Here is a 20,815-nt window from a genome sequence, read left to right on the forward strand (position 1 = left end):
GCCGTGCTTAGCTTGAACAAGAAGGCACGTTTATCCAAAAATATAGGAGATAAAAAGTAACAAAAACATATCCTTTCCTTTATTTCAAAAAAAACAAGAGAGGTAAACACTTTATGCCCAAATTAGAAACCGTAATAGGTTTAAAAACAAAGCATCCGGGAAAAGCATGGTACTCCCTGGTTTTATTATTAGTTTTTATTTTGCTGTCTGTTTATATGGACTGGCCACCGAAGCCACAGTCAGAAATTACGGTAGGGACAGAGTTTTCAGCAGAACGAGCTTTTCAACATTTGGAGGTCATTGCCCAAAAACCACACCCTACCGGCTCACTAGAAAATGAAAAGGTTCGGCAGTATCTTGTTGATCAGCTGAAAATTCTAGGTTTAGATCCACAGGTTGAACAGCGTTCGCATTTGGATGTTAGATATGACTTTGTAAATAGTGTCGAGGTTTATAATGTAGTGGGCTCCATCAAGGGAAGCGATGGCGGGAAAAAAGTCGTTCTAATGGCTCACTATGATTCTGTCCCTACTGGTCCAGGAGCCAATGATAACGGCGTAGCGGTAGCTGCTTTGCTTGAAACAGCCCGGATTTTGAAAACAGCGCCACAACCGAAGAATGATATACTATTTGTTTTTACAGATGCTGAGGAAATGGGCTTGATTGGTGCTAAGGAATATTGGGCTGACCCCGCTAGGATCGGGAACACAGGTATTGTCATAAATTTAGAAGCTAGGGGATCAAAGGGATCTTCCTTAATGTTCCAGACTAGCCGTCATAATGAGTGGCTTATTCAGGAATTTGGTAAAGTGGCGCCGAATCCGGTTACTTCCTCTTTACTGAGCAGCTTTTATGAGAAAATGCCGAATGATACGGATCTAACGATAGCGATTGAAGCGGGATTGCCAAGCTTGAACTTCGCATATGGTCAAGGCTGGACGGCTTATCATTCAACGATGGATAATATTGAAAGTGTTCACTTAGGAACTTTGCAACATCATGGTGAGAATGCATTACAATTGGCACGACATTTTGGGCAAATAGATTTTAATGATCTGGCAGCAACGAGTAATCGAGTGTTTTTTAGCTTTTTAGGTCAGGTTGTCCATTATCCAGAGGGACTTGCCGTACCTATTGCGATTTTCCTTTTTGCTCTGTACCTCACAGTGCTGATTGGAGCTTTTCGTAAAAAAGTCATTTCATTCGCTCAAATCGGCACAGGATTTTTAGCTATTTTCACTTCCATTGCAGGCTCTTTACTCGTTATTCTTCCTTTATGGTTCCTTGTCAATAAGCTATGGGCACATAAAATGTCCTTACTTGACGGGGGAGGCTTGCATGACGGCATGCTCTACAATCTTAGCTTTTTGCTGATCACTGTCGGTCTGTGCCTTTTTGTTTGGAACTGCTTCAAAAGAAAATTAAATCGCTTTGCGGTTGTGCTTAGTGCTATGTTGTTATGGTTAATTATTTTAGTTTTATTGACGCTGTATTTAAAAGGCGCAACGTATCTATTCGCGTTTCCTTTATTAATTAACTTAGTAGTTTTAGGCGTCTCATTGTTTCGTCCGGAACCCGACAAAATGATAAGACATCCAATTGCTTTAGCTGTGGTATGCTTCGTGCCAGTTATATTATTTACTTCTGTCTTTCAGCTGCTGTACAGCTTTCTTCCCGTTGATTTGAATGTTTTCATCAATGTGATCGCTGTTCTTCTCTTGGCTTTCCTTTATGTACCTGTAGGCGAAATTGGTCATGCCTCCCGTTGGACACCTATTGTTCCAACAGGCATCGCCGTAGTTCTATTAATAATAAGCTGGGCTTTGGCCGCCCCTACTGAACAGAGGCAGGTTAACAGCAATTTATTTTATGTTTTGGATGATGAGACACAGGAAGCGCAGTGGGTTACAATGTTTCCGCCTAATGAATGGACTAAACAGTATGTCGATGAGGGAAGCCAATCAGGCTTAGAAAATATTTTATCTGGAGCTGGTTATTCCCCTGTTTGGACGGGAATCGGCCCTGTCGTTCCAGTGAATAGTCCAGAGATAAACATAATAGAGAAGTCTACTAACAATGGGGAGCAAAACATTCAATTAAAAATAAAAACAGAGGAACACACTCGGGTTCTTTATTTAACTTTGACTAATCCATCCCCATCAACTTCTGTGCAGCTTGGTGATCGTATTATTCCTATGGCATTAGAGAATGAAAGCTTAACGATTAGGCAAACCGGTCTGCCTCAGGAAGGATTAACACTTCATATAAAAGGTCCGGCAAGTGAAGCATTAGAACTGCAATTAACAGAGGTTCGAGATCAAGTGGTGGAAAAATTAGCAAGAGTGTGGCAAGAGCGTCCGAATGAGCTTGCTCCGGGAGGCAGATTCGACGGAAATATGCTTATAAAAAGCCATTTTAAAATCGATCAAATGGATTAATTATGTTGATGCTCAGTTACATGAAAATTGCTGTAAGAAACACCGCTAATGAGCGGTGTTTTTTTACAGTTACTACTCATTTTAATTTTTGGTTGTTACCTATGGTATTACTATTAAACCTTATTGCAAATGCTACTACTTTAAACTGCCGGCTGCAAGGTTTCCGCGGAACATAACCGCTTTTCTTGCAGATCTTCGTGCAACAGCTTCTGCAGAGCAAGAAGCCTCTGCAAATACAAAGCTCGCTTCTTCTCCAATTGCTGGCCATACTTGCTCGCCTGCTTCATTAAGAGGAGTAATTCCTCCAGTAATGTAACCCAACGTTTGTGCTAGAGCGCGTTCATCGCTTAATCCAAATCTTTGTGCGAGCAGGCCTGCTTTTTCGAGACTGTCTCCTTTTCCGAATGGCGACCAGTGATCCATAATACTGTCATCACCAAGCGATACTTCTACCCCTTTTTCCTTCAACATTGGTATTGGAATGGTGCTTCTTAAAGACAACGCGGATGTAATATCAATGCTTTGTGCAGCCAGCATAGCTGCAACCTCAGCTGCTTCCCCTGCACTGACACCCGCGAGAGCAAGCGCATGGCTGATCGTTACTTTGCCTTGCCAGCCCGCCTCTTCCGTCAATGCTGCTAATCTCTTAAATGTATATATGCCAAGATGCCCAGGATCATGGATATGCAGATCAATCGCAGCATTCGCCTCAACAGCCAGTTCCATCACTGTATGCAGTGAGCGTTCAATATCATTGTCAATCGAAGCGGGATCAACACCGCCGACGAGCGACGCCCCATTTTTCAGAGCATCCCTAACAAGCGAAACTGAATCGCTGCGCAGCAGCCCATGCTGCGGGAAAGCTACAATTTCAACCGATGCTTTGTGCTTGTACCGTTCAACAACGCGCAGTGTTGCCTCCAAATTTTTCAAACCGATAATCGGATCAATATTGCAATGTGAGCGAATATGAACAGATCCATTGCCGATTAACAGATCAAGAAGCTTGGCAGCTCTTTCTTCCGCATATGGCAACTGCAGCGGCAGTAACTTTTCTTCTTCCTCCAGCCTTGTTATAATGCCTTTGGCTGCCGGAACCGGCGCTTTCCATGGACCCCCGTAATACGTTTTATCCAAATGGATGTGCATATCTCTAAAAGAAGGAAGCAATAAGAGTCCTTTTGCGTCAATCTCTGTAAGCGAAGCTGTTCGAGGCTCTCCGCCTTTTACGATCTCCGTTATCATGCCGTTATCAATTTTAATATGAAATAATTCTGTTTGTGTACCGATAATCACTTCATCTTCATAACGGAAGCCAGTTTCTAAACGGGCGTTTGCGATACAAAAGCTGTTGTTATTCATATTGCTGCTCATCCTTTCGCTGTTTCATTAATCTTGGCGTATGTTACTGCAATGTTAGTATATTGGGAAACTTGCTCGTGGTAGCTAAGTTGCAACAAGCAATAGAAGAGGTGGCACTGCGATCAAGTTTGGGCTTACGACCGCTTTTGTACGCCAATTTTTTGGCACCTATAAAACCTGTAATAGTTAAAATTGGCCTACAAAGGCGGACGCTACCGCTTCTCCAGTCCCAATCTTGCTCTCCGTTACCCTATTCTTTTACTTACCAAATGTAGCTCACAATGATTGGACATGGTCACACGTTCCGTTATTTGCCTAAAAACCGCATTTTCTCAATTTCGCGGTCACACATTCCGCTATACGTCTTCAAATGGGGCACTTTCTGCGATTTATGGATCAATAACGGAACGTCTGTCACTTTGCCGCCACAAAACTACGCTTTTGGACGTAATAACGGAACGACTGACCATCTAGCGAAGCTGTCGATTACTTATAATTATACTATGAAACGCGTCTATCGGCGTAAATTACAAAAGGAGCAGCCGCAGCATGCTCCTCGTTACTATTTTAATAGACTTGAATTGTCAGAAGAATTCCTTTATTCCAAAGTAACCGGTTCCGCCAAGTTACGGCCTACATTTGTGAGACTGCCGCTGTAGCTATCCACAACATATACCTTAACCTTATAGTTAGATCCGTTAGTATTGAAGTGTGCCGTTACCTTTTCTTGTTGATTGATTTCTTTTTCCACAGCGATGATGCCGGTTGGCTTTTTCCCTTTCCATAACTGAAACACAATAACAACCTTACCTGCAGATTGATTCACGGTTGGCGCGACTATAACAGAAGCCTTTATGCCATTTTGCCGGGATAATTGACCACCTGTAATCACGTATGGCTTCTCGTCGCTGCCCGGCAAGACATCTCGAAGCGATATATCTTTTGCTTTCACAACGGTATAAGTTCCCCATGGCAATTGTCCAGTCGTCCCTGTCTCTGCTGTGATCTCCTTAGCAGCCGCTTTAGTGCCGCTTGATATAGAAATTGTATAAGCTCCTTGCGGGACATCGAAATAATATTGCAGCCTGCCGTCGACAGGATTGTTATAAGCATCCGCTACATCCATGACACCTTTTCGTCCCATCGCTGTTTGTCCTGACATATTGCCATAAACGGCTATATAAGCTTCACTGTTATCCGCATTTGAAAGCACTACCTTTACGTCTTCTTTGTCAGCGCCATTCAGAATGATTTCACCAAATAAGTGTACGGCTCCTGTTCGCTTCCCCAATTGAAAAGCGGCAAGCGCTGTTTCGAGCGCACTCAAAGCTTCATCTATCTGGCCGCTAGCAGCCTGAATGTTTTCTTCAACGATGACCGCTTCTCGAATCGATTGCTGCAAAATCGCCTTGGAGCCAGGCTTGTATTGTCCAACTGCTTCCCCTTCTATGGCCTCTTCAACTAGCCCTATGGCCTCCGCTATTCTGTCAGTCAATGCTTGTCTAGGCGTCAAGCTGGTTATAAACAGGACCTTGCGTGTTTGCTTGCCCGCCGCTTCTACCTCTACAATGACACGATTGATCCCCGGTACAAGAGCCTGGGTAACCGAAAAGCGCCCTGCTTCATCCGCTTTGCCAACAGCCATTTTATTAATTTTTACAGTTGCCCTCGCCTCGGTCTGCCCCGCTATGTCAATTGAGCTCTCGAATACCGTAAAATCTGCCGACAAAGGCTCATCGATCGTTAAAGCTGGTCCTTTCAAGCTGTCGATTAATATATCATCCAATACAGTCCCCGTCGCTCCTGCCGGTCCATCAAAACCTAAAACTCTAGCTATCGTTGGAGCAATATCGATATTGTGTATTTGATTCTCATACACAATTCCCTTCTGGACAGCCTCTCCGGAAATCATAGTAAATATATGCTGGGAAGATTCATCAAGCGAATCATGCTGCCCTCTTATTACGCGAACCCGGTTAGGGTCACCAGTTTTGAAATTATAAGGCGGCTTTGGCGAAATCAACAAATCTGCAAAATGTGCCGGCGCTCCTCTCTTTATTAATTCCTCTTGAAATAAATGGGCACCGTAAAACTCTTTTTCCATCACGTCCTCGATGATTTGATGAACTGCGACTTTCTCTAGTGGAATTAAAAACTTAATCTGAGCTTGCAGCCCTACGGTTGTGATTACAATTTCAGTATCCGCCTTCGCACCTCTGCCTTCCTGGAATACGGTTTCTACCTTAAACGGTTCGCCCCTGTACGCATACCCTGCATTAGCAATCACCGCTTCAAGCTCCGGAAGACTGCTCAATGCTGGAGGGCTTGCCGCAGCGCTAGCTTCATCATCCGCCCCTAGAAGACTCATGCCATGGTCTGCAGTTAAAAAAATAGTCGTTTTTTCGTATATTCCTCTATCTTTTAAAGCTTGAACCAGCCGTCCCAATTCTCTGTCCATATGAATCACTGTGCTAGCCATGCTCCGCATCAATTCTTCCCGCGAATGCGATACAATTGAAACATCACGGACATTTTCTTCGTTATGGCCTGCCCCGTCGATTTCATCGCCATAAATGCTGAGAAATTTGGGCACCTCTGCGAATGTGACCGTCTTTCCCCCGGTTTGGACCGGCTCGCCTTTAATGACTTTGATCATTTCATCTACACGCTGCGTAAACCCGCCCAACCCTGCCGCTTCTATATATGGTTGGGATAGATTTCCCGCAAATAAGCCCCGTTCTTCAAAAAACCATGCATTGACTCCCACGATCGTTATGCCGCGTTTGGCGGCGGCTTCAGCTATATTTTCAAGAACATTCTCTCTGCCATACTGAATTACACGGTTTAATTCTTGGTCGTAATACCGATAGCTGTTTCCGGTATCCGCAGGCCACGCACCCGAAGCGACTGCCTGCATCATAGGCCCGGTAATAGACGGCACACCGGTCCGCGCATCGCTAAACAGGACGCCGTTTTGCAGCAATCCATTAATCGTTGGCGTGCCTGCATATTCGACGGAGTTAGCGAGCTCATACCAATTGTAGGCAAAGCCATCCCAATTTACATATAAAACATAACGGTCCTCTGTTTCTAATGCCAGAAGATTTTTCCCCTCTGCATGAATAGGAGCCGGAATATTCAATAAGCTTGCAATCGTTGGCGCCAGATCAGCAATGCTTGTTTCAACAGATACTCTGCCTGTTTTATTCAATGCCTGTATCGGTGCGCCGGCAATGACTCCAAATATAAATCTGGCCGAGTCTTCAAAGGAATCGGGTCTGCTTACCCCTACACTGGCCGGACAAAAGCTGTAACCGCTCTTCGGAATGATGATTATGTCTGCAAACATTGGATGTACGCCCAGCAAATCTAAATCGCTTCTGACAAGCACATCCTCAATATAGCTTTCATTTTTCAGCAGCGCAACGAGCTCATTTTCCCGCTCTGCATCCAGCATGTTGTAACGCAATTGCAAATATTTGGCTTCGTAGTTTTTAATAAGAACCAGTTCATGCGGACCTGCTGCATTGCCCGCACTTACTTCCTTAAATGTAAATCCCCCACTAGTCAAAGCGCTATGAATATCGGTAATTTTTTAGTTTCTGTCACAGCATCTCCACTGTGAGAGCTTAAGATATATACCGTATTCATAGGCTCACCGTACTGGTTGACTGCACTTAGGAGAGAACCCAAATGGCTGTCCAGCTGAACTAGCGTGGCTAGCAGCTCATTCAAATAGGTTTCCCTGTCTGTTATAGGGGTGTTCCGTTTGAGCATGTACAAATCGTTAGCATAAATATTCAAATAATCCGGTTGTCCAGCATCAGCAAGCTGCTGCACGGCAATTGCGGCACTGTCCGCAAACTTCTTTGTGCTTGTAAAATAAATATACGTATCAGCAGCCTCGCCGCTTACAGCTGCTTCATCAATCACAACCGCTTTTTTCAATATTTTGCATAGCTTGAGTAATCGTCTGAGCTAAATTGACGCTGTTCTCCAGTCCCTTCACTTCATTGCCATCAAAATATTTATAAGTATTACCTGTCGTTTTGGGAAAAGCGCCTGTCATTGTGCTATACTTGGCAGCTTCCACGCTGGGTACAGTCGTCGAATGATTAGCAAGCCTCATACCCGAATGTACAAGGCTGTCCAAATTCGGTGTTGCTATTCCTTTCGTTTTTGCCAGTTCATACACTTCATTGTAAAACCCGTCCCATGTAATATGAACAACCTTGGAAGGTGATTCGCTTCCTTCTGCATAGATAAAAGTAGCGTCCTGTTTCCCGTTAAGCGGCATAAAGCTGCCTGCTGCCATTGTTACCATGATCAAAAAAATGACTAAAGTTTTTCCGGAGGTTTTCATAGATTTATCTCTCCCATCGTTTCATTTCAAAAACGATACAGCAAATAGCTATTTAGAGGCTATCCGTGAAACAAATCAGCTGGAATGCCCCTGAGCTTAACTGGCAGATCGGCTTTGTGCAAATGCGAGGTTGCTCCCAGCTCAATACAGCGCGGAACTGCCCATTTCTCCGTTCTTTGGTCCATTAGTACAACCGTTACAGAGCTTGGTGCCAGCCAAAAAGAAGACCAGGCAATCGAAATCGGAATTTGAAGCAAATGTGCAAGCCAGGTTAAACCGAGCCCGCCATGGCAAAATACTGCAACTTTATGCTTATTGGGCCTCAAGCATTTATATCGCCCGCCCTCTCGCTTATAGCCGTGAGTTTCCAGCAAGTCATCCGAGCCTTGCCTGATTTGAGCAATTTTGGCCATCAGCTGTTCATTATTGCGGAAAAAATGATTTTGCGACCAATTATCATGCGTTGGAAAAGGCTCATCATTTAAAATAAATTCTCCCGGCACATTAAAAGGCGCCACTGTTCCGATTCCTTCTATATCCTGATACATACCGGTAATTTCTTGCGTCCAATCAAGCAGCTCGTAAGGCTTGTTTAACCGCTTTGCCGTATATTCCATCGTATGAACGGCGCGTCCGAGCGGAGAAGAGTAAATATTATCCAGTCCCTGCTTTTCAAGTAAAGCAGCCAAAGCTTCGGCTTCCAAATGCCCGTCCGGTGTAATTGTCCCGTTATCATAGTCCGGATCGGCATGGCGAATAATGTATAGCAGCATGTTTATATCCCCCTTAACTCAAAGCTTCTATTTATTTGCATTTTTGCATGTCACATAAATTGTTTTTTTGCTCGTTTTATCTTCGAAAGCGGTCTCAACTACATATCGGTTTACCCCAGTCGTACAGGTCGCAATAAACGAAAATTCCCCATTCTCATCTGAATAACCGGCATATTTATTATTAATCGTTATAGAAGCACTAGCTGCTGTCTTGCCGGATATAGAAACATTAACGCCATACACAATTTCAGCAAGCGGATGAATAGTCAAGTGCGGGCCGCGCAAATGCTCTGCCAGAATATCATCGAGCGCTGTTCCAACCGCATGAGAAGGACCTTCAAAGCTGAGCAGCCTTGCCAGTGTCGGCGCGATGTCAACGATTGCTACAGGCTTTTCATAAACAGCTCCTTTGACAATATTGGCACCTGACAGCAGAGTAAAAGTATGCTGCACTTGCGGATCAAGCGAATCGTGATTCCCTCCTACGGCGCTCATCCCCTCTGGATCTGGCCTAAAATGATAGGGAGGTCGAGCAGAAATAAGCAGATCGGCATAATTGGCAGGCAACCCCGCTTTTATCAGCTCTTCTTTTGTCAGATGCGCCCCGTAGTATTTCTTAACTTTTATTTCACCCACAAAATCATGAATAGCCTTATGGCACAGCGGATTAACAAATGTAATCTGTGCTTGTAATGTAACAGGTACAATGACGATATCCGTAAGTTGATGTGCTTTCATCCCGGCAACAGGCAATATCTCAACAAGAAACTTTTTTCCAATATGCTTAAGTCCAATCTCAGCGATAGATGCGGCCAGATCAGCCAAGCTGGTTATTGCACCTGGCTGTCCATTATTCACCGTCTCCTTCGATTCGGCTCCATAATGCACCATTCCGTGATCTGTCGTTAAAAGAATGGTAGTACGCTCAAAAATGCCTTTATTTTTCAAGGCGCTTATAATCCGCCCCAAATCCTGATCCATTCTCATAATCGTCCTGGCTATATTGTCATACCATTCCTGTCTGCTGCTTGCGATGCTAAGATAGTCGTATGGAGTGACAGCATTATGTGCTATTGTGTCAATATCATCCGCATAGATAGATATAAACCTCGGCAATTCATCCGGCACATAGCAGAAATTCCCAGTAAGTACAGGCTCGCCATTAATCAATTTAATTAACGTATCCGCACGCTGGCCGAAGTTCCCAGGGGAACCCGCCACTTTAATATAGGGCTGCTGCGTATTTCCTTCAAACAATCCCCTATTTTCAAAATACCATGCATTTACCGCAGCAGCGCTAATGCCGTGACGCACAGCAGCTTCAGCGATATTTTCCGTCTTGTTTTCTCTGGCAAATTGAACAACGACATTGTTCTCCGCATCAAAGAAGCGGTAGTAATTCCCTGTGTCCGCAGGCCAAACCCCCGAAGCCAGGCATTGCTGCATAGCTCCAGTAATAGAAGGCACCCCTGTACGCGCTTGTGCACAAAGAACGCCGTCTTCGAGCAGACTATTAATATGCGGCGTGCCCTCATAGGCAGAATTAACAAGCCTGTACCACTCATAAGCAAAGCCATCCCAATTGATATACAATACATAGTCTGAGCTGGACGGATTGATTATCGCTTTTGACATAGGTATTCTCCCTTCAAAAAAAAGTGCAGCCTTCAATGATTAAGACTGCACTTGCTGAATGAACTATTCGTTAATGCTTTGATACCATTCATTGGCTTCCTTCTCTAATTGTTCCCCGCCGGCCTTTCTCCACTTCTCAACAAATTCATCGAAATAATCAATCGGTTTATCGCCTGTAATGATATGAATGAATGATTCCTCTTCAATTTTCTTAAGCTCTTCCTTATACTTTCCGTCCGAAGGCAGCGGTGACAGCAAGGCATTGGAAATTCCGCCGACATCAAAATGATTGGCAAGCGCCCAGTCTATTCTCGGCTGAGCCCGTTTAATCGTCCAAATTCGCGCCTCCAGTCCGCTGACAAGCCCCATTTGCGCCACGGTCTTGGAATCATTGTCATTGATAAAGCCAGGGAAGCCATTGGTTGGATCATAGTCCCAATGCTTGCCTTTAATGCCGAATATACTCGTCATATAGTCCTCATAATCTTCACTTTGCGCATTTAAAATTTGCAGAATTTTAGCCATTTTATCCGGCTCATCCTCTAGCTGTTTTCCAAAGCCGATAAAATTGCCGCTTACCGCATTAGGCTCAGGAACGCCCATTGCACCATTTGAGCCTTTCGGCGGAACGCCATGAATCAATGTTTCCAACGCAGCGGGATTCACTTTTTGCAGCTCCAAATAAATTTCCGATTTAGAATCTCCTTCATACGTTAAAGGCTTCCAGTGGTAATAATCACCAAGGCTCGTAAAGCCGATCCGGTTATTCATAAAGGCGTGCGAGAAGGCATAATAGCCGCCTTGATTCTCTCCCGTTATAAACTCAGGATCAAGCACACCGTCCTTATACCATCTGCTTAACGTTGCAAGCGCTTCTTTCATTTCAGGCTGCACGGAGCCGTAAACTAATTTGCCGTCCCTTTCCTGCCATATCATCGGCAAATAGCCAAACGCCCCATATACAGCTTGCAGTCCAGATTCGGATAAGCCGTACGTATCCTTTTTGCCGGAACGATCTGGATCATCATTCGCAAATTTATACATCGCAGCTTCAAACTCTTCAAACGTCTCGGGAGCTTTGTCAATCCCCACATTTTTCAACCAATCGCCGCGCCATACAATCGGCTTTCTGAAGCGAACCTGATTCGGAATAGGAATACCGTAAACCTTGCCGTCAATTGTTCCATATTTTAAAGCGTCCGGCACAGCTGCTTCTAGAAACTCCTCATATATAAATGGTGCATATTCCTTCAGCATATCCACTGGTATTTCAGCCAATATATCCTGCTTTACATATTTTTGCAGTGCTTCAAAGCCTATTACATCCATAAAATCTGGAATTTCACGCGATGCGAATTTCAAGTTTAATATTTCATGCCATTTGCTCGTCTCAATATTCCAAGCATCAAACTCCACGTTGAACTTTTCGCCGAAATACTTGATTAGCTCCCCATTATTATCAGGCGGCACGATATGAGAGCGTGCAAAGGAAATAGAATACTTTTTATCAGGATCCGGCTTCGTCTTATCGACCTCTCCCTTCTCCCCCTCCGTTTCTTTGTTCTGAACCGCATCTGAGCTGGCTGGGACTTTTTCAGGCTGCTTGCCTCCATCACCGCAGGCTGAAAGAGCTACCGCAAATACAAGCAGAACTGACAACATCATGAACCATCCGTTTTTTCTCAACCTATTAACCTCCCATATTTTTTTTGCAAATCTAAATACTCTTATATTAGAGTCAATTTCACATTATCGTAAAAAGCATTATGAAAATTGACTCTTTTAGAAAAACGTATTTAACGTTTATCTACAAAGAAAAATACCGAATCTAGCCCTTAAGAGAACCGATCATGATGCCTTTCACAAAATATTTCTGCACGAATGGATACACCATAATGATAGGCAGGGTTGCGACCATGACAGTTGTCGCCTTAATGGTTTCTGGATTGACCGCCAAATCCTCATCGCCTCCCATTTCCATCATTTCTACTGTTCCTTCCAGTACAATCCGCCGCAATACCACCTGTAAAACTTGCTTTTTTGATTCGGAAATGTAGATCATACTGTCGAACCAGGCGTTCCAATGATGTACTGCCGTCCATAAGCCGAGCGTTGCAATGATCGGCATCGACAAAGGGATGACAATACTGAACAAAATTCTAATTTCATTGGCTCCATCAATCTTCGCTGATTCCTCCAGACTCTCTGGAATTGACATAAAAAAATTGCGGGCAATAATCATCTGAAACGTTAGAATTAAACCAGGCAAAATAAGCGCCCACATCGAGTTCATCAGCTTTAAATTATTAATTAAAAAATAACTGGGAATAAGTCCTCCTGAAAAAAACATCGTGAATACGATAAAGGCCGTCCAGAACCCGCGGTGCGGAAATTTTTTCTTGGAAAGCGGATATGCCGTAAATATGCTTGCGATCACCGTTAAAACTGTGCCAATTATCGTGCGGGTGAGTGTATTCATAAATCCATAAGCTATAAATTGGTTTTGAAGCACATGTGCATAATTGGTGAGCGTAAACTTAGACGGCAATATATGAATCTGCGTCAGCGCCGCTTCGCTGGAGCTTAAAGATGTTGCTAGCAAAAAAAGAAACGGATAAAGCGTAGATATACAAAGTAATATCAAGAAAGTATAGTTGAAGCAATCGAACGCGATATCCCATTTAGAAGCCTTTATTTTGACATTCATCGTAAAATATTCTCCTTTCCAGGCAAATGCGGTCCTACCACAATCCGTAGTCGTTAATTTTTTTGCTTACAGCATTAGTAATGACAATCAAAACGAAGGCAATGACATTTTTGAATAAGCCTACGGCTGTAGCAAAGCTGTACTCCATTTCAATAAGACCCCGCCGGTAAGTGTAGGTGCTCAGCACGTCGCCAACGTTATACACAGCTGCATTGTACAAATTGAATATTTGATCAAAGTCGTCATTAACGATTCGTCCAACTGCAAAAATAAACATAATCGTAATAACCGGAGCCAGCGATGGCAGCGATATATACCAAATATTGTGGAACCGGTTAGCGCTGTCTACGGTTGCAGCTTCATACAGCTCCGGATTAACTCCGCTCAAAGCGGCCAAATAAATGATCGTCCCCCACCCGATTTCCTTCCAAATATCAGTTGCGACCAATATCGAACGGAACCAGCTCGGCTCTGCCAGAAAATAAATCGGCTGAATGCCAATCGACTGTAATAACAAATTAATTGGACCTATCGATGGAGATAAGAACTGAGTAAACAAACCGGCAATAACAACCCATGATAAAAAATGCGGCATGTAGCTGATCGTTTGCACCACTCTTTTAAAAAACAGCTTTCTTACTTCATTTAAAAGCAGTGCTAAAATGATTGGCGCCGGGAAGCCGAATATTAGCTTGTATGTACTAATAATGAGCGTATTTCTGAATACTTCCCAGAAGCTTCCCAAGGCGAATAAATCCCGGAAATGTTCCAAGCCCGCCCAACTGCTGCCCCATATCCCTAGGCTGAATTTGTAATTTTTGAATGCAATTAATAAGCCGTACATAGGGACATAGTGAAAAATAACGTAATAAATGATAGCGGGGATAAACAATAGAACCAAATATTTCTGATTTACATACGCTTGAAAAAAACCTTTCTTCTTCCTATCCGATTCCAACTGAAACTCATCATTATGATGCCGGTTGTGTGTACGTTGAAGCATGGAGCGATCTCCTTTCTACTTGTCTCGTTTGCAATCGCTTTGTAATTCTACAATGAGCGGAACATAGCAATTTAGATATAATAAACATTCACAAAGATTGAATTTTTGTGTTTTATTCATATAAAAATTTCACAAAAGTATAAAGGAACGGCTTTTTGCTGAAAGCGATTACAATATTTCAAGCCCCATGCTATAATATTTTTTGCAATATTAGAGTTCGGCAGCTCAATGGAACGGGGGTATTAAAAATGAGACGATTCCATAAGTTCAATACGGTTTTTTACAAGCTTATCTTCTCTTATACGATCATAATCTCTGTTACCATCATTTTTGTTGGCATAACTTTTTATTTATATTTCTCCACAAAGTTCAATGAGCAGGTCGAAAAAGTTAATTATCATATATTAGCTCATCTGAAACAAACGATTGAAGATAACATTATAAAAAAAGTGGAAGCAACCTATTTGGATTTGGTTGCTGATACCTGGCAGGACAATCCCGCCATATTTCTATTCGACCATCCGATAGAAGGTAATCATCCTACTATAAATGCGGTTTATCAGCAGTTGAACGCGATCGTTAATTTTAATGCGGAGCTTTTTGATTCCATCGGTATTTATTATGAGGATCATAATATTGTCATTTCCTCATCCTCCGGCATTTCTTATTTAAAGGATGACGTAACGGTAGATCTGAGCTGGCTCAGCGTAGCCAAGCAAACTAAAAAAACAGCAGCATGGATGGAAGCGCGACAGGTAGCTGCTAATGTTCATTCCGACTCCGGCCGATCTGATATTGTTACCTTTGTAAGCCCCTACCCTTTTACCTCTAAAAAGGACAAGGTGAAAGGCTACATCGCTTTTCATCTAAAAGAAAGCGCATTTCACAGCATCATCCAGTCTATTGCTCCTTACGAAAACAGCCAGTTTTATCTGCTTAATGACGAAGGCAATCTAATCACACATAGTAACCATTCTGTCTTGTTCAATGGTACAGCCGATTACCCCTACATCCAAGATATTCTCCATGCTCAATCGGATAACGAAGACTTTATTATTCAAGCCGATGGAGTTGAAACACTAGTATCTTATGCTGTTATCCCAGGGGTGCAGTGGAAGATTATCAACCATACCCCTGTGAATGAATTTTATAAAAGCACAACGCCAATAAGAAATACTTTGATCGTAATTTGCTTGTTGGCGATCGTAATCGGGCTGCTGGTGTCCAATTTTTTCACCAAAAATATTTACCAGCCATTAAAAACGATTATCCAAGGCACACGGCAGCTGTTCGGCAATCAGCCATTGCCGATCGACACCAATAATGAGTACCAAATTATAGATAATGTCATTAATAATTTATCCATTAAAGTTTCTAAGCTGAAGGATACTTTGGAAACTAATATGCCCTTGATCAAGCATAATCTCATTACCGGATTGCTGCATAATACGATCACCCATCAAAATGAGCTGGATGAAAGATTAAGGCTTCTTAATATGAAGCTTACAGGCGATAGCTTTCTTTCTCTGACTTTTCATTTGGATATACCTATGTTGAATACCCTTTCTATAGAAAGCCGCCAATATATTAAATATGATCTCATTCATTTCCTAGAAACAAATAGCACGCCTGATACACTGTTGCTTGCAACCGACCTTGCAGAAAACCAGATTTGCACTCTCGCCTGTACAGAAAATGATACTTTTGATGCTATTGTAACGTTGGTCCGTAACGCCGTCGGCTATATTTCTTCGAGCTTTAACATAGATGCTGTAGCAGTGATTGGCTCTCCTGTTACTGACCCATTAATGTTTCATAGATCATACAAGGATTCATTGGCATTGATGAAATACCATTATTTTTTGCCGGAACAAAGGATTTTATATGGAGATGAGCTTTTGGCAAGAGAAAACAGCAGCGAGGAAATTCCAGAGGAATATGTCGAAAGAATGGCTTCAAGCCTTAGAACCAATGATATTCAAATTATAAAAAAGGAAGTAAGCAATGTCCTCTCGCTTATGCAAGCCGGTAATTTTTCAGCTGATCACTGCCACCAGAAGCTGCGGGACATGATCACCGTATTCCGCAGCTATTTAAAGGACATATATTTAAAGACAGAAGAAGCTGTCGGGACTGAGCGATTGGAGCATTTTAAATTTATAAGCAATATCAACCAGTTTGAAGGCTGGCTGCTGCAGGTTATTGAAGCGTGCAGCAATAGCTTGAATGACCGTCAAAAAAACAAAAACTCGGCCATTATCGAGAAGGCCAAGTCTTATATTTTGGACAATATAGACGCTTCCTTATCGCTTGATACTGTAGCTGAGCATATTTTGTTAAGCCCGCGTTATTTAAGCAAATTGTTTCGAGAAGAGACAGGAATACATTTCACAGATTTCATTACATCCGCACGAATTGAGAAAGCTCGGGAGCTCATTCTATCAACGAATGATACGATCGAACAAATATCGTATAAAGTCGGATTCAACAGTTCAGCTTATTTTATAAAGAAATTCAAAGAAAATTATGGGGTGACGCCAAAGAATTTTAAGCATAATTTTCAAATGCAAAGCAGCTAATCTGAGTGCCGAAATCAAAATACGGACATCAACAATAGATAGCATCTAATGTTGATGTCCGTTATAAATCATGTATCGTGACCTCGCTCCTCACCATAAATCTATTGTTTAAACCTGTTTGTCCAATACCCTTTGAAATATAAAGCATCCCGTATTCCATTTTATGAAGCCCTTTATAAACTCCCTTCGCAGGTAAAACTCCTTTTGGCTTTAAGCGAAAGAAGAATGGGATATTGAATTGTTTGCCATGAAAATGACCTGCCATCATATAATCGTAATGATTTTTTACAGTGGATAGTACATTAGGATCATGCGTTATGACAACGACGGGTTTAGATTGAACGGTTACGTTTCGTTCTAGTATGGTGTTTATTGAAGAAAAAGCATCTGACACCTTGCTATGCCCTGTCGAATAATCATCAATGCCAACTAGCTGAATTTCTTTTAATTGTCGTGATTCATTTCTTAGTAAAACAATATCTAGCTTTTCAAATAGCTCTAGCAGCTGAGTGAAATGAGCATTTTGATAATCATGATTGCCAAGCACAGCATAGACTGGGATTTGACTTTCAGCTATTGTTTTGAAATACCGTTCTAGACGGGAAATACTGCTGGACTTTGATGTATAATCTCCTGTAAGCATAATATAATCCGGTGCGCATCTTTCAATAATTGCCCTAAGTTTCGCTGGTGAAATTCTCAGCATATCTACATGCAAATCGCTAATTTGCAATATACGAACACCAGTATTTAGCGGCTGATGAATATGTTCTATTTTCAACCATTGTGTTGGAAATATTAAAAAGAAATAATAGATAGCAAAGACGGATATAATGGTTAGAACAATATACAAAATTTTCCTCCTGCAGGGCTGATTGCCTCTGTTTGCTTAAAACTTTAATCCAGCGCAGTTAAAGATATTAGCTTTCACAACTTTGAATTATTCGTTATAATGAAGGATAACCAGCAATGATATAATATGGAGGCATCTGTTATGATCGGACAACGAATTCAACTTCTGCGTAAAAAAAATGCACTTTCATTAACGGAGCTTTCACAGCGAGCGGGTGTCGCAAAATCCTACTTAAGCTCAATAGAAAGAGGACTTCAACAAAACCCATCCATCCAATTTCTTGAAAAGATAAGTGAAGTACTTCACGTTTCTGTTGAAGATTTAATACATGACGATACAAATGAAAGTGCAGCTGAAACCCTGGACCAAGAATGGGAGCAGTTAGTAAGAGAAGCAATGGTTTCTGGAGTCAGCAAGGAACAATTCAAGGAATTCCTCGAGTTTAATAAGTGGAAATCCAACAGGGAATAACTATGTATACCTAAACAGCGTTATCCTGTATAAGTGTCTGGCCCTTCTCCTTCAGAATGGCCAGCACCGTTTTCACTTCTTCTGCCGTAAACCCCTTTGAGCGTGCACTAAGCATCAATTCGACCCATTCAACATCCAATTCAGTTTCATATACCGAGTTTAAACGTGACATCTCCTCAATTCCCCCATCTCATCGGGGCGGTTGCACCACTGACTCCATGCGCCTAAGGTGCCCAAATAATAGACGCACTTCCCAGTCTCCCACTGATTCATATTCAAACGCTCAAATTGAATTATAGCCCACCTTTTTTAAAATTGCTGTCTAATTATGGTTAATTTAATTGGTTTATTATCGGAATTTATGTCGAATAATTTCTACTTTTTAATAGATTTGTGATACATTTAGCGCTATATACCTATATTGTCATATGACATTTGCGCTTCTTGCGTGTAATGTCACTAGATTATCTTCGTTTTCATAACCATTGGGATTTTGGAGCTGCCAGCGCCACGCATCTTCGCACATTTCTTGAATATCAATTTGTGCTTCCCAATCTAGTATTTCTTTTGCTTTTGCTGGACTGGCATAGCAAACAGCCACATCACCAGGTCTATTATCTGCGATTGAAAAAGGAATATTTCTGCCGGAAGCTTGCTCGAACGCTGCAACCATCTCAAGCACGCTATACCCTTTTCCTGTGCCTAGATTATAGGCATCAACACCTGTACTATTGCGGATTTTCTCCAATGCCTTTATATGTCCGCGGGCCAAATCTACTACATGTATATAATCCCTTACTCCTGTTCCATCCTTAGTGTTATAGCTGTCGCCGAATATAGTAAGCTTCTCCTGTCTACCTATAGCAACTTGTGTAATATACGGCATCAAATTGTTTGGTATTCCGTTAGGATCCTCGCCGATCCGTCCGCTCTTATGGGCGCCTACAGGATTAAAATAGCGCAGCAACGCAATGCTCCAGCGAGAATCTGCTTGATATAGATCTCTCAGCACTTCTTCCGTCATCAATTTTGTTCTGCCGTATGGATTCGTGGCGGTTAAAGGGAAATGCTCCTTAATCGGGCAAATTTCTGAATGGCCATATACAGTAGCAGATGAACTGAACACAAGCTTTCTTACATTGTGCTTTTCCATCATTCTGCACAGATGCAAGGTGCCATTTAAATTGTTATGATAATATTGCAAAGGCATTTTGGCAGATTCGCCGACTGATTTTAATCCGGCAAAATGTATGACCGCTTCAATCTCATGCTCTTGAAAAATCCGATCCAGTCCGCTTGAATCCAAAATGTTCATCGCGTAGCTTTTAAATCCACGCTTGCTTAGCTGCTTCACACGCTCCAATGCTTCTGGCTTACTGTTAGAAAAATTATCGATCACTACGATATCAAAACCTTGATTTAACAACTCTACACAGGTGTGGGATCCAATATAACCGGCCCCACCCGTAACTAATATTGCCATTATATGGCCTCCAATCTATTTATCCTTATGACACACCATACATTTGCAGCCATTGCTTTAAATTTTGTTTTATATCGAAGCCCTTTTGACTCATTTTATGATGAATGGTTTGCCTGTCAGGCTTCGTGCTTGCTAATGCCTTATCGATACTTTCGCTCCACTGCTCATAGCTTTTATCCAGGCCTATGTATTGAATGAGACCCAGACCCATATCAGTGAGTTTAGGCACCGCATCGGACACTACACACGGAGTACCAGCAGCCTGTGCTTCGAGAACTGCAATTCCAAAGCCTTCAAACTGAGACGGGAATACAAACACATCAAAACAGCTCATTAAGCTCGGCACATCCGCCCTCGTTCCCAAAAAGCGAATATTGGCATGCAGCCCCATCTGACTCGCCTCTAACTCAATAGCCGGTCTAAGCGCACCCTCGCCGACGAGCACTAGCACTGCTTTTTTTCCTTTCATAAGCATTTCTCTTAACAACTGCAAAAGAAAACGATGGTTTTTACTTGTGGAAAAGGTCCCTACATGGCCGATCATTAAACTGCCTGCTGGAATATTAAGCTCTTGTCTCACCTTATTACGCGTTTGTAAAGATGTATTCTCATATGCGTTAAGATCGATGGCATTATACAGTAATCGTGTTTTGGAAGAGGAGCCAAATAAAAACTGAGCTGCCTCGTTGCTGCAGGCACGATAGTCTGTAGCTGAGTAGCGAATTACCGCTTTCATGGCGCGCAGCATGAAGCCTGCTTTCATGCCTGATCCCTTTGGCCAGCTGCTGCTGTGCGAATGACAGATCCTTATCGGGATGCCAGCCAGCTTAGCCGACAATGCCGGGAATCCGCTTTGATAATCCATATGGGAATGAACAGCGGCGTAATCAGCGCCTGACATAATTTTTTTCAATTCATGAATATAGCCAATGGGGCCTTGATTTCCCAAACTTTTGATTTTATATATCCTTCCGCCCAAAGCTTCAATTTCCTCATCGTAATCACAGCATTCTTCTCGATGTGATACAAAGTCAAACTGCAGCATCTGTCGGTCCAAATTGCGATAAACATTCATCAATAAAGTTTCAGCGCCTCCTCTATTCATCGCGCTTACGATATGCAGAATCCGCCTAGCCATGCTCCTCCTC

Annotated in this window: 15 protein-coding genes, 1 pseudogene and 1 riboswitch; of the genes and pseudogenes, 3 read left to right on the forward strand and 13 right to left on the reverse strand. The window is 42.5% G+C overall.

Annotated elements, in window-relative coordinates; translation table 11 throughout:
- Nucleotides 1-113 precede the first annotated feature (113 nt).
- Entirely contained in the window at nt 114-2,438 is a 2,325-nt protein-coding gene (locus tag V1L65_RS12085) for a M20/M25/M40 family metallo-hydrolase (RefSeq protein ID WP_331699398.1), read from the forward strand.
- A gap of 135 nt (nt 2,439-2,573) precedes the next feature.
- Here the strand turns inward: V1L65_RS12085 and V1L65_RS12090 are convergent, their stop codons facing one another.
- The 9 genes and pseudogenes from V1L65_RS12090 to V1L65_RS12130 form a co-directional block, all read right to left on the reverse strand.
- A complete protein-coding gene (locus V1L65_RS12090) occupies nt 2,574-3,800 on the reverse strand; it encodes an amidohydrolase (RefSeq protein WP_331699399.1) in 1,227 nt (408 codons plus the stop codon).
- Between the two features lie 2,365 nt (nt 3,801-6,165).
- A pseudogene (locus V1L65_RS28730) lies at nt 6,166-7,257 on the reverse strand (alkaline phosphatase family protein); the annotation flags it as partial.
- 110 nt (nt 7,258-7,367) lie between these two features.
- Entirely contained in the window at nt 7,368-7,748 is a 381-nt protein-coding gene (locus V1L65_RS12100; RefSeq protein WP_331699401.1) for a hypothetical protein, read from the reverse strand.
- Nucleotides 7,726-8,163, reverse strand: coding sequence for a hypothetical protein (locus V1L65_RS12105; RefSeq protein ID WP_331699402.1), 438 nt, complete (start codon nt 8,161-8,163; stop codon nt 7,726-7,728). Before V1L65_RS12105 ends, V1L65_RS12100 begins: the two co-directional genes overlap by 23 nt.
- Before the next feature lie 59 nt (nt 8,164-8,222).
- Nucleotides 8,223-8,936 (reverse strand): histidine phosphatase family protein, encoded by a 714-nt coding sequence (locus V1L65_RS12110; protein ID WP_331699403.1) that lies wholly within the window; start codon nt 8,934-8,936, stop codon nt 8,223-8,225.
- Nucleotides 8,937-8,963: 27 nt separating this feature from the next.
- Nucleotides 8,964-10,571, reverse strand: a complete 1,608-nt coding sequence (locus tag V1L65_RS12115; RefSeq protein ID WP_331699404.1) for an alkaline phosphatase family protein — start codon at nt 10,569-10,571, stop codon at nt 8,964-8,966.
- A 63-nt stretch (nt 10,572-10,634) separates the two neighbouring features.
- Entirely contained in the window at nt 10,635-12,257 is a 1,623-nt protein-coding gene (locus V1L65_RS12120) for an extracellular solute-binding protein (RefSeq protein ID WP_331699405.1), read from the reverse strand.
- Between the two features lie 142 nt (nt 12,258-12,399).
- Nucleotides 12,400-13,278, reverse strand: coding sequence for a carbohydrate ABC transporter permease (locus tag V1L65_RS12125; protein ID WP_331699406.1), 879 nt, complete (start codon nt 13,276-13,278; stop codon nt 12,400-12,402).
- A 34-nt stretch (nt 13,279-13,312) separates the two neighbouring features.
- Complete coding sequence (locus V1L65_RS12130; protein WP_331699407.1) at nt 13,313-14,281, reverse strand: ABC transporter permease; 969 nt, start codon at nt 14,279-14,281, stop codon at nt 13,313-13,315.
- 248 nt (nt 14,282-14,529) lie between these two features.
- On the opposite strand from V1L65_RS12130, the gene V1L65_RS12135 reads away from it, so the two are divergent.
- Entirely contained in the window at nt 14,530-16,860 is a 2,331-nt protein-coding gene (locus tag V1L65_RS12135) for a helix-turn-helix domain-containing protein (protein ID WP_331699408.1), read from the forward strand.
- A gap of 61 nt (nt 16,861-16,921) precedes the next feature.
- Here the strand turns inward: V1L65_RS12135 and V1L65_RS12140 are convergent, their stop codons facing one another.
- Nucleotides 16,922-17,713, reverse strand: a complete 792-nt coding sequence (locus V1L65_RS12140) for a metallophosphoesterase (RefSeq protein WP_331699409.1) — start codon at nt 17,711-17,713, stop codon at nt 16,922-16,924.
- Nucleotides 17,714-17,854: 141 nt separating this feature from the next.
- Between V1L65_RS12140 and V1L65_RS12145 the strand changes: the two genes are divergently transcribed.
- Nucleotides 17,855-18,184 (forward strand): helix-turn-helix domain-containing protein, encoded by a 330-nt coding sequence (locus V1L65_RS12145; RefSeq protein WP_331699411.1) that lies wholly within the window; start codon nt 17,855-17,857, stop codon nt 18,182-18,184.
- A 10-nt stretch (nt 18,185-18,194) separates the two neighbouring features.
- On the opposite strand, the gene V1L65_RS12150 is transcribed toward V1L65_RS12145, so the two are convergent.
- The 3 genes from V1L65_RS12150 to V1L65_RS12160 form a co-directional block, all read right to left on the reverse strand.
- Complete coding sequence (locus tag V1L65_RS12150) at nt 18,195-18,356, reverse strand: hypothetical protein (RefSeq protein WP_331699412.1); 162 nt, start codon at nt 18,354-18,356, stop codon at nt 18,195-18,197.
- A gap of 15 nt (nt 18,357-18,371) precedes the next feature.
- A riboswitch (cyclic di-GMP riboswitch) is annotated at nt 18,372-18,455 on the reverse strand.
- Nucleotides 18,456-18,608: 153 nt separating this feature from the next.
- The gene (gene galE, locus V1L65_RS12155; RefSeq protein WP_331699413.1) at nt 18,609-19,667 is read right to left on the reverse strand and encodes a UDP-glucose 4-epimerase GalE; all 1,059 of its coding nucleotides are present in this window, start codon (nt 19,665-19,667) and stop codon (nt 18,609-18,611) included.
- A 25-nt stretch (nt 19,668-19,692) separates the two neighbouring features.
- Nucleotides 19,693-20,805 (reverse strand): glycosyltransferase family 1 protein, encoded by a 1,113-nt coding sequence (locus V1L65_RS12160; protein ID WP_331699414.1) that lies wholly within the window; start codon nt 20,803-20,805, stop codon nt 19,693-19,695.
- Between the last annotated feature and the right edge of the window lie 10 nt (nt 20,806-20,815).

This window comes from Paenibacillus sp. IITD108 (assembly GCF_036541265.1).
GTDB lineage: Bacteria > Bacillota > Bacilli > Paenibacillales > Paenibacillaceae > Pristimantibacillus.